This window comes from Bifidobacterium sp. POST2/T3 (B1), assembly GCF_058197115.1.
On the sequence record NZ_JBVPQK010000215.1, the window covers coordinates 1 to 4,523 of the forward strand.

The following is a 4,523-nucleotide window of genomic DNA, read 5'->3' on the forward strand; positions in this document are numbered from 1 at the left end:
ATCGGACTGGCAATCAAAAAGCTATAAGTAGCACAAACACGCTCTTGAGTTCTCAAACCACCACCACACCAACAAGCGTTCAGCTTTCTCTCGGAAGAAGAACCGCCGTGTTGAGCAGCAAGAGATAAACTTACCACGAGCCGGGCAAAACGCAACCCGGCCCCTCCGAAAAGACCCTCAAAACAAGCTATAACAAGCCCTCAGACGGCGTGTCGTTGCATGTCCCTTTTTAACTTTAGACGTCGCGAAGATTGGACTTCAGCGCACCGCCACGGCTTCATGCACACATTTTATTCACAAAGTGACGATCGGGTCCCAGCGCCATTGGCGTGTCGGCTTAGTCCCTTCATAGTCCTTTTGAACTCTGCTCATAGTCGGCTGTATCCAATGCGGAGTTCACCTTCCGTTCTCGACCGCCAGTCATCCACAGCCTACGAATATGAATGTTGATATAGATGTATGTTCGCGCACTATGTTGGTCTGCGAGTCATGGATTCTGTTGACGGATGGTAAGACGGGTGTATGAGCACAACAATTGCAGTACTGACCGGGGCGGGAATCTCGACTTCCGCCGGCATACCGGATTTTCGCGGGCCTGACGGGGTTTGGACCAAGCATCCCGATCAGATGAACGTTTATGACTTGGACCTGTTCATGAGTGACCGGAAGCAGCGGGAGTATTCATGGCGGTGGCAGAAGGAGTCACCAGTCTGGAAGGCCCAGCCCGGAGTAGCGCACAAGGCACTGGCCAGGCTGGAGCAGGCAGGCATGCTGAACCTGCTGGCTACGCAGAACTTCGATGCCCTCCACGAGAAAGCCGGCAACTCCGAGGATGTCATCGTCAACCTTCACGGGACCATCGGCAGCTCCCATTGCATGAAGTGCGGTCAGGCATATCGGACGGCCGACATCATGGCCAAGCTTGATCAGGAACCCGATCCGCACTGCCACAAGCCCATGCCCTACCAAGGCAACATGCCATGCAACGGCATCATCAAGACTGATGTGGTCTACTTCGGTCAAGCCCTGCCCGAAGGAGCCATGGAGAAGAGCATGAGGCTGGCCAGCCAGGCCGATCAGTTCTGGGTGATTGGCTCCACCTTGGAAGTGTATCCAGCTGCTTCGCTGGTACCGGTAGCAGCCCAGGCGGGCGTGCCAATCACCATCATGAACATGGGCTCGACCCAATACGATTCCCTGGCAACCCGACTCATCCACGAACCTATCGAAGAGGCACTGCCCAAACTCGTCGACAAAACCATCGCCGGACAAGGATGATTCCCCAACCGCTCCGCGCAATTACTGGAACAGATCTGCGATCTGCAGGTTTCTGATGGGCCCTGCAAGAACCTGCAGGGCCCACTATGGCAATCCTTGAGCCATCTTCCGTCTCACTACAGACAAACTCCACTTGTACCGGTCCCCTGTCAGCGTCGTTTTGGAACCCCGGCACTCCTATCACGCGGATACTCTGCATCAGGAAGCGAACCTCTGCCCCAGAAGAAGGACGGCAAATCGACTCCAGAAGCCGAGCCCGGGGATTTCGTCGCTTTCCAGATCATGACCGTCACCGACGTGTGGCGGCGGCTGATCAGGTCGCATGAGCACGACCGATAGACGGCCAGACCACACCAACCAATAATTTAAAAAGCCATGTTATTGGGTACAGGAGAATAGCCATGAACGAATACGAGTACGAGCCTAAGACGGAACAAGAGCGCCGGCAGATGGAGGAGATGAATGCCAAGGCCGAACGCGGGGAGCGCCTGGACGTCATACCAGGCTCCGTACGACGCAAGGATCCGAACCGCGGAGTGGATGAGGACGTGTTCTTCCGCGACCTCCAGGAGGAAGTTCGACCAGATGCGCCTGCGCCGGGCCGAGGCCACCCGGTGAGGGCGGAGAGGGACAGGCGAGCAGGAGGGGAAAGGAGCGCAAAATGGCCAAGCAAGTCACATCCGAGAACCAGGAGGACATCGATGCGATGATCCGCGCAGCCGACCGGGGGGGAGCTGATCCACCACACGGAGGCCGCCGTCCGGCGGGACCCCGGCGCCCCGCTGCTGACCGACGAGCAGGCCGCATCGCTCATGGCCCAGAGCATGGCCAGCTGGACAAACTGGAGAAGCGGCGGGCCGAGGCACGGACCGCTCGACACGCCTGAAGGGTCAGGGTGCCCAAGGACCTGGACAACAAGGCCAGCCGGCTGACCAAGAAGGGGGCATCCCCAAGTCGGCCATCATCTGCAAGGCCGTCGCTCGGGATGTCCAGGCCACGGACAAGCAGCCGACAACCGCCTGATGGCCACCGCACCAGGACGCAAGGGCGCCTTCGGAACCCATGAATCACGGGTCCGGGGGCGCCCTTCGTTTATGCGGTCATGCGGTTGGCTGCGCGTAGGCGATCCCGCAGGGCATGTCCAGGACGGCCAGCCGGTCCTGGGCCATCCTCCTGGTGGACAGATTCTCCACCTCCATGCATGCGGTACAAGCCTGCCGGAGCCGGCAGGAAAGAACAGAGCCGGACGTGCGCGCCGGAAGAACCGCCGCAGTCAGAAACGAGTATTTCACCGTTATCCCAGAAAGGGCCCGAAACCAGCTCACCACATCCATAAAACACCAGCAATCACAGCCCACCAAACGTAACCACCCAAGCATCAGACCCACCAGCAATCACGAAACCACCATCAGCAACACACCCCAAGTGCACCAACCAGCGCAGACAGCAATCACGTCCAGACAAGCCACAATCAAACCAAATTCAAGAGATGGACCTTGAATGTAATTTGAGGGACGTTGAATGCAGCAAACCCTCTTAGCCCCACGCGCATTAAATCTAATCAGAAATCCCCTATATACCTATATACCTATACTAGAAAACTTGAATTTTTGATTTTGACCGTGGATAACTTCGCTTCACGGGCATTGGGGAGACGCCCATCGAGAAGCTGCGCGAACAGATTAAGAACGTGGCCGGGGAACTACAATCGCTGCCGGACGAAACGAGGAGACATGGACGAGAACCCAAACCAGAGCAACGAGGAGGACCTGAGCGAGCAACTGCGCGAGACGAGGCATGTACTCGAGGAGCTCGGGAACTACCAGGGCACGCAAATGTATCTCGCCACTAGCAGCCAGGTGAACCGCAAGGAGCAGTTGGAGGCGATAACCTCCAGGACGGAACTGGCCAACCAGATGCTGTTGATCAGCTTGCAGCGATTAGAGGACTCAGGCGACAGGCAGAACGAAGCCTCAAGGAAGGTCATCCTCTCTGACTACAAGGCGTTCGAGGAAAGCGTGGAACAAACGGCGAGCAGGAACGAAACACAGCTCAGAAAGATGCACGACGAGCAGCGGTACGTGAACGAGCGACTCTTGAGGCTGCAGGACGAGCAGAAAAGCAGGCTCGACTCGCTCGCCCACGACGTCACACGACACCTCGACGAGGCACTGGTCTCACTCGATAGACAGGCCAGCGAGCAGATCAGACGGATGAGCAACCGGCTCGGCTGACATCAGACCCGCAACTGGCTGACCGCCACCATCCCCACCAGTGTCATCACCAGCGACATTCTCTACATGATTCCGCACTGCATCCACTAAACATCCCACGCTCATGGTGTGAGTGTAACCAAGCAAACTGGTCTTTTATGTGTTGTTCGAATTCCGGCAGGGGTATTGTTCCAGGAGTGGTGGCGTCATCGTACCAGTTCGGATTTCCACATCGGTGTCAGTGACATGAGAGCAGTCTCAATGTGTGAGAGGCCGGAATGAGTTAGCTGTGTTTATGGAGTAGAATAGTCAGCGGTAGAACGTTTTCGCCTCATATTTGCTTTCAAAGGAGAAGACTATGAGGAAGTTTGGGAAAGTTGTTGCTTCATGAATGGCAGCTCCTGCCTTGTCGGCCGGCATGTGTCTGCTCTTTGTTTTGGGTGGGTGAGGTGATTTGCGAATTCACTGGATTCAACGGTTGACGATTTGGGCTTCCTTGATTCTCACCATAGTGGTGACATTCGAGATGCTTATCACTATCGACCAGGAGCTTCCGGCAGGTACCGGTACCTCTTTCACCGTCGAGAGGGTTGATACCGCGACCAAGGCGGATGCTGTGCGTGCGATTGCTCAAGCATCAAGAAATTTAGGGATTAATGTCTTCAAAATCCAACCTTCATTTCGTGATTCAATGAAGTCTCGTGTTCTCGTGGCCTTTGTGGGTGACCAAAAGTCTTTTCAACGAAATGGAGGGTACGATTATCCTTCCTTTTCAACACGTGACCAGTCAACGAAAGTAGTTTCTTTTGAGGAGATTACCACCCAGGACTTGCGCGGAAGCTATGCGACCAATGCGGATAGGTCGCATATGGAACAGCTTGCCAAGGCTTTGTCAGGTTCCCGGATAGTGGTTGACGAATCACAAAGCCTCTGGTCACGAGGCTTCTGGATAGCTGCGATGATATACGCGTTAGGGAAGGGTGGCCTTTGGGCGGGAGTCGTTATCATCGCCATCACATTGGTGGTTTCCAC

At 55.6% G+C, this 4,523-nt stretch carries 4 protein-coding genes; all 4 read left to right on the forward strand.

What is annotated here, in order from left to right; all coding sequences use genetic code 11:
- Positions 1-522: 522 nt before the first annotated feature.
- Positions 523-1,278 (forward strand): Sir2 family NAD-dependent protein deacetylase, encoded by a 756-nt coding sequence (locus AC0AP0_RS09245; protein ID WP_046322234.1) that lies wholly within the window; start codon positions 523-525, stop codon positions 1,276-1,278.
- A gap of 661 nt (positions 1,279-1,939) precedes the next feature.
- The gene (locus AC0AP0_RS09250) at positions 1,940-2,164 is read left to right on the forward strand and encodes a hypothetical protein (RefSeq protein ID WP_490430253.1); all 225 of its coding nucleotides are present in this window, start codon (positions 1,940-1,942) and stop codon (positions 2,162-2,164) included.
- Between the two features lie 847 nt (positions 2,165-3,011).
- A complete protein-coding gene (locus AC0AP0_RS09255) occupies positions 3,012-3,512 on the forward strand; it encodes a hypothetical protein (protein ID WP_490430254.1) in 501 nt (166 codons plus the stop codon).
- A 505-nt stretch (positions 3,513-4,017) separates the two neighbouring features.
- A partial coding sequence (locus AC0AP0_RS09260) for a hypothetical protein (protein WP_490430255.1) occupies positions 4,018-4,523 on the forward strand: 506 nt, incomplete at its 3' end.

Coding starts and splice junctions, on each gene's coding strand:
- AC0AP0_RS09250 (WP_490430253.1), top strand. CDS start 1,940: ATGGCCAAGCAAGTCACATCCGAGAACCAGGAGGACATCGATGCGATG.
- AC0AP0_RS09255 (WP_490430254.1), top strand. CDS start 3,012: ATGGACGAGAACCCAAACCAGAGCAACGAGGAGGACCTGAGCGAGCAA.
- AC0AP0_RS09245 (WP_046322234.1), top strand. CDS start 523: ATGAGCACAACAATTGCAGTACTGACCGGGGCGGGAATCTCGACTTCC.